The sequence below is a fragment of the Thermogemmata fonticola genome (assembly GCF_013694095.1).
Taxonomy (GTDB): Bacteria; Planctomycetota; Planctomycetia; order Gemmatales; family Gemmataceae; genus Thermogemmata; species Thermogemmata fonticola.
This window is the reverse complement of the sequence record NZ_JACEFB010000026.1, coordinates 1-5,688: the sequence shown is the minus strand read 5'-3', so window position 1 is coordinate 5,688 and position 5,688 is coordinate 1. Positions and strand designations below refer to the sequence as shown.

Sequence of the window (5,688 nt, the reverse complement as noted above, 5' to 3'; positions counted from 1 at the left end):
CGAGCCAGTAGCCGCCATGCTCGGGGTCCGGTCCGTCCACCAGCACGGTCATCTGCCGCCCCACCTGGCGTTGGGCGTAACGGAAGGCGATCGCCTGCTGAGTGAGCATCAGTTCGTGCAAGCGCTGCTGTTTGACGTCCTCCGGGAGGTGGCCGTCGAGGCGATCCGCAGGCGTCCCTGCTTCGCGTGAGTAGGGGAAGGCGCCGAGCCGCTCGAACGGGTGCTCCTGAATGAAGCGGAGGAGTTGCTCGAAGTCCGCGTCGGTTTCACCGGGGAAGCCGACGATGAAAGTCGTGCGCAGGACCACGCCGGGCCAATTCCGCCGGATGCGTTCCAGCAGCCGCACGGTCGCTTCCGGGTGATAGGGCCGGCCCATCCGCCGCAGAATCTGAGGCACCACATGCTGCAAGGGCATGTCCAGATAGGGGACGATCCGCCGGGCGTGCGCCGCGGTTTCCAGGAGTGCGTCGTCGATATGCTCCGGGAAGGCATAGAGGAGGCGGACCCACTCGAAGGGGGCGTCGAGCTGATCGAGCTGCCGGAGCAGTTCGGCGAGCTGGGGTCGGCCGGTGCGGTCCACGCCGTAAGCCGTCAGGTCCTGGGCCACCAGGATCAGCTCCCGCGCACCCTCCTCGGCCAGTTGCCGCGCTTCCTGGAGCACCGCTTCGATCGGCAGCGAACGCAGCGGGCCGCGGATCGAGGGAATGGTGCAAAAGGTGCAGGTGCGGTCGCACCCTTCGCTGATCTTGAGGTAGGCATAATGCCGGGGGGTGATGCGCCAGCGGCGCGTTCCAGCCGCCTCCGCTTGGCCTCCGCCCCGCACCGACGCCGGACGAAACAGATTCCGCTGCTCCAACAGCCGCACCAGCGCCGGCGTCACCTCCTCCCACGCTTCCGTGCCCAAACACAGGTCGATGCCCGGCAGCTCCTCCTGCAAGCGCGGTCCCAGCCGTTCGACCAAACATCCCAGCACCACCACCGCGGCCACCTCCCCCCGCTGCTTCCGCGCCAGCATCTCCGCGATCACCTCCCGTGACTCCTGGCACGCCGCCTCCAGAAACGAACAGGTGTTAATGAGCACCGCATCCACCGGCTCATCCACCCGCCGCAAACGCCAGCCGCTGCCCAGAAGCTGCCCCAGCACCCGCTCGCTATCTACCGTGTTCTTCGGACAGCCGAGAGACACCAACGCCAACGACGGAGCCGCTCCCTGCGGCGACTCCCGGCTCGCTGCTCCCGGCGCCGTTCCCTTTCCCCCCGAAGCCGAGGAGGCAGAACCCCACAACGGCACCCCGGCAGGTCCGTCCTCCCTTCCCTCGAGCGGCAGTGTATAGCGCGGCATGACACTCCTCAGTCATCGGTCCCTCTTCTCCCCCTCCTTCTCGCGGGACGAACACTCCCAGGAGCCAGCCCGGAGGGGACCAGCGCCTCGGTGTCCGCCTTCCGCCGCGGGTGAGGTGGCATGATGACGTTATTGTAGAACTTTCGGCAGCGCTGGTGGGACGGCTCGCCCTTCCGTCGCGGACCAATCCCAGAGCAAGGGGTGAAAAAAAGAGGCAAGGCCGCTGAGGATGAAGTCGGCCCGTCGCTTGGGGGCCGCGGCGAGGGATGCGATACAATGCGGTGGCTCGGTGGCGGCGTTCGCCTGGAAGTTCGACTGCGGAGGGCGAGTCATGAGGCGCTCAGGTCCTGCACTCTTCCTGGGCTTGGCCTGCCTGCTGCTTCCGGCGGGTACGGGGGGCATCTCCGGCTAGGCAAAAACTATCGGAACTCTATTTGATAGACGGAACCATGCTATTTTTGCCCAACTGGGATTGTGGACTTTCGGCTGAGCAGTATAATCCGGAGTAACGACCATACCGAACTGCTCAACCCCTGAATGTCCCCGGCTGGGTCGATTCCCGCGAGCGCATCGATTCGTCCGGGTTTTTGGGATCCCAAGGGGAAGGAGTGCTGATCATGGCCGCCCACAAGCCGTTCCTCGCCACCGCGCTACTGCTCCTGATGTCAAGCGTCGCCTGGTCCCAGGACCGGCACACCCTGATGCTGTACCTGCGCGCCAAAATGATGTTTCAGATGGAATACAACCGGGCGAAGTCCCAGTTCAACAAGGGTGTGCAGTCGGTGTTGCAGAATCCGCATTTACATCGGGCGAAGGCGGAGTTTGAGCGGGAGTACAACAAAGCCAAGGCGGAGTTCAACAAGGGTGTGCAGTCGGTGTTGCAGAATCCGCATTTACATCGGGCGAAGGCGGAGTTTGAGCGGGAGTACAACAAAGCCAAGGCGGAGTTCAACAAGGGTGTGCAGTCGGTGTTGCAGAATCCGCATTTACATCGGGCGAAGGCGGAGTTTGAGCGGGAGTACAACAAAGCCAAGGCGGAGTTTTATAAAGCCTCGCCATTTCCTCTGGGCGATTCCATGACCTATCTCCAGCAGGGTCATGCGTGGTTGAAGCAAGGGGAGTTGGCCAAAGCCAAGGCGGCTTACACGCAAGCGATTCAGCGTGATCCAAACCAGGCGGCGGCGTATTACAATCGCGGTTTGATCTGGTTCAAGGAGGGGAAGTACGACCAGGCGATCGCGGACTTCAGCGAGGCGATTCGGCTCCAGCCGCAGTTTGTCGAGGCCTACTATCACCGGGGTATGGCCTGGGAGAAGAAGGGGGACAAGGTGAAAGCCAACGCGGACTATGCCGTGGCTACGAGTCTGGACCGGCCGAAGCGATAAGGAAAGTTTCGGGCGATGGATTGGCCTGGGACCGTAGCTTGTCAGGGGGGTGAGGGGCGTTCCCGGCGAGAGTTCCACAGGGCGGCCTGTTTTCCCGGAAGGAGAGCAGGCCGTCTTTTGTTTGCCAGGGGGAAGTGGGTTGGCCGTCGGTGGGGGGGACCCGTCGCTTGTGAGCCGCTGCGAGGGGTGCTACAATGCGGTGGCTCGGTGGTGGTGTTCGCCTGGAAGTTCGACTGAAGAGGACGAGTCATGAGGCGCTCATATCATGTCCTGCTGCTGGGCTTGGCCTGCCTGCTGCTTTCGACGGGTACGGGGGGCATCTCCTGGGGGCAACTCCCGCCGGGGAAGGCGGACCTGCATCTCCGGCGTGCCCAGGACGAGGGAAAACGCGGCAATTGGGACCAGGTGATCGATGAATGTACCGAGGTGATTCTCCATGACACCAATTCGTCCAAGCTGGCCGAGGCTTATGCCTTGCGCGCCCAAGCGTGGCTCCAGAAACAGGAGTGGGACCTCGCGATTGCGGACTGCAACGAGGCCCTGCGGTTCAATGCCAAGGTTGCCGGGGTCTACATCACGCGCGGCCATGCGTGGCGGGAGAAGGGGGACAGCGCCAAGGCGCAGGCGGACTTCAACGAGGCAATTCGGCTCAGTCCGCGCAGTGCCGAGGCGTACTATGGCCGGGCTTTGACTCAAAGTACACGGGAGCGCACGATCGCCGATCTGACCACGGCCCTGCGCTTGAACCCCAAGTATGCCGAGGCGTATTACCGCCGCGCTCAAGCCCTGTGGTGGGAAGAGGATACCGACAAAGCCATCGCGGACTACACCGAGGCGATTCGCCTCAACCCCCAGTTTACCGAGGCGTACCGAGGCCGGGGCCGAGCCTGGGAGAAGAAAGGGAACCTGGACCAGGCGATCGCGGACTACTCCGTCGCCATCCGTCTGCAACCGTCGGACCCGGCAACCTACTTCCTCCGCGGCGATGTCTGGAACAAAAAGGGGGACCTGGACCGGGCCATCGCGGATTACAGCGAAGTGATCCGCCTCAAACCCAAGGAGACGAGGGCGTACAACCAGCGGGCGCTGGCCTGGTTGAAGAAAGGGGACCGGGCCAAAGCTAAGGCCGACTATGACAAACTGCGGCAGATCGCCCCCTTTGCCATCGAGAACGAGCTGCGGCGAGCGCTAGAGGAGGAGGCTAGTTTTCCGCCGCTTCTGCCAGAGAGGAAGGTGGACGAAAAAAAGCCGGCGAAGGACGGCGTTTCCCCTCGTCGGAGTCAGCGGAGCTGAGAGAAAAGGACGGCGTCCCAGCGGCGGCGAAAATCATTGCAGATATTGGATAAAGACAAAGCTGAAAGTGGAGCCAAACGATGGTTAACTACAGTGATATGAATCATCCTGAAGCCCAGCGTTATTACAATTTGGGTCTAGCGTGGATGAGGCGGAGAAAGTGGGAGCGGGCCATCCCATGCTTCTCGGAGGCGATTCGGCTCGATGCCGCCTATGTTCGGGCTTACTATGCCCGCGGCTTAGGGTGGTTCTACCAGCAGGACTGGGAGCGGGCGATTGCCGACTTCACGGTGGTGCTTCGCCTCGATCCTCGCCATGCCGAGGCCTACTACGGCCGGGGTTGGGTGCGGGCCGAGCGGCAGGAGTGGGACCTGGCGCTGGCGGACTTCAATGAGGCGCTTCGGCTCAATCCGCGTTACGCCGAGGCGTACTTTGGCCGGGGTTGGATGTGGTTCCAACGCAAAAATTGGGACCGAGCCATCGCCGACTACACCGAAGCGCTCCGCTATGCTCCGGAGCTGGCCGAGGTCTACTACAATCGCGGCCTCGTGTGGAGCGAAAAGCGAGACTTGGACCAGGCCCTCGCCGATTTCACTCAGGCCATCGACCGCGATCCCCACTATGCCAGGGCGTACTGCGAGCGCGGCTGGGTCTGGCTCCAAAAGCAACAGTACGACCAGGCGATTGATGACTTCACCACCGCCATTGGCCTGAAAAAGAGGTATGCCAGGGCGTACTACGAGCGCGGTCGGGCTTGGGTGGAGAAGAAAAACTATGACCGGGCCATCGCCGACTTCACGCAGGTGATCGATCTCCGAGGCGGATGTGCCGGAGCGTATTACAACCGCGGCCTGCTGTGGATGAAAAAAGACAACTGGGACCGGGCCATCGAGGACTTCACCGCCGCGATTCAGCTTGATCCACAGAGTGCCAGGGCGTACTTCAACCGCGCTCAGGCTTGCTCCAGAAAGGAGGAGTGGGACCGGGCCATTGCGGACTACGACCAGGCCCTTCGGCTCGATCCCCACTATGTCAAAGCCTACAACAATCGGGGTTTAATTTGGTACTACAGGGGAGAGTATGACCGGGCTATTGACGACTTCACCGCAGCCCTGCGCTACCATCCCCGCTACGCCAAGGCTTACGCCAACCGGGGCAATTGCTGGGCGAAAAAAGGGGAGTGGCAGCAAGCCATCGCCGACTTCACCGCGGCGCTCCAGCTCCAGCCCCGCTCCCTGGCGGCATATTACAACCGTGGCAACGCCTGGTTCGAACAGGGGGAGTGGGACCGGGCCATTGCGGACTACGACCAGGCCCTTCGGCTCGATCCCCACTATGCCAAAGCCTACAACAATCGGGGTTTGGCCTGGTTCCGCAAGGGGGAGTATGACCAGGCCATCGCCGACTTCACCCAGGCCATGGCTCGGCGAAGGGGGTATGCTCGAGCGCAGTCCAATCGGAGTCTGGCCCAGGAAAGAAAAGCGGAACAGGAGCAGGCCAACACCATCCCGACGGAATCCCAGCGGCTCAATCCCCGCAAAGATGCCGAGACCTATTATCGGCGAGGGATATCTTGGCTAAAGAAGGGAGATTGGGATCAGGCGATAGCGGATTTGAGCGAGGCGCTCCAGCTACAGCCTCAGTTGGCTGCCAGCATTCAGCCCGCAT

Annotated in this window: 5 protein-coding genes; 3 read left to right on the top strand and 2 right to left on the bottom strand. The window is 62.3% G+C overall.

All coding sequences use genetic code 11. The features are described from left to right. Both rimO and H0921_RS17485 read right to left on the bottom strand, forming a co-directional pair. The coding region (rimO, locus tag H0921_RS17490; protein WP_194539822.1) for a 30S ribosomal protein S12 methylthiotransferase RimO at positions 1 to 1,342 on the bottom strand (1,342 nt) is incomplete at its 3' end. 129 nt (positions 1,343 to 1,471) lie between these two features. After that, positions 1,472 to 1,675 carry a hypothetical protein gene (locus tag H0921_RS17485; protein ID WP_194539821.1) on the bottom strand — a complete coding sequence of 68 codons (204 nt, stop codon included), beginning with the start codon at positions 1,673 to 1,675 and terminating at the stop codon, positions 1,472 to 1,474. A gap of 284 nt (positions 1,676 to 1,959) precedes the next feature. Here H0921_RS17485 and H0921_RS17480 point away from each other — a divergent pair, with 284 nt between their 5' ends. The 3 genes from H0921_RS17480 to H0921_RS17470 form a co-directional block, all read left to right on the top strand. Next, the gene (locus tag H0921_RS17480) at positions 1,960 to 2,727 is read left to right on the top strand and encodes a tetratricopeptide repeat protein (RefSeq protein WP_194539820.1); all 768 of its coding nucleotides are present in this window, start codon (positions 1,960 to 1,962) and stop codon (positions 2,725 to 2,727) included. Positions 2,728 to 2,976: 249 nt separating this feature from the next. After that, positions 2,977 to 4,020: a tetratricopeptide repeat protein gene (locus tag H0921_RS17475; protein ID WP_194539819.1), complete on the top strand. Its 1,044-nt coding sequence runs from the start codon at positions 2,977 to 2,979 to the stop codon at positions 4,018 to 4,020. 80 nt (positions 4,021 to 4,100) lie between these two features. Further along, positions 4,101 to 5,688: tetratricopeptide repeat protein (locus H0921_RS17470; RefSeq protein ID WP_194539818.1), on the top strand; the 1,588-nt coding region annotated here is incomplete at its 3' end.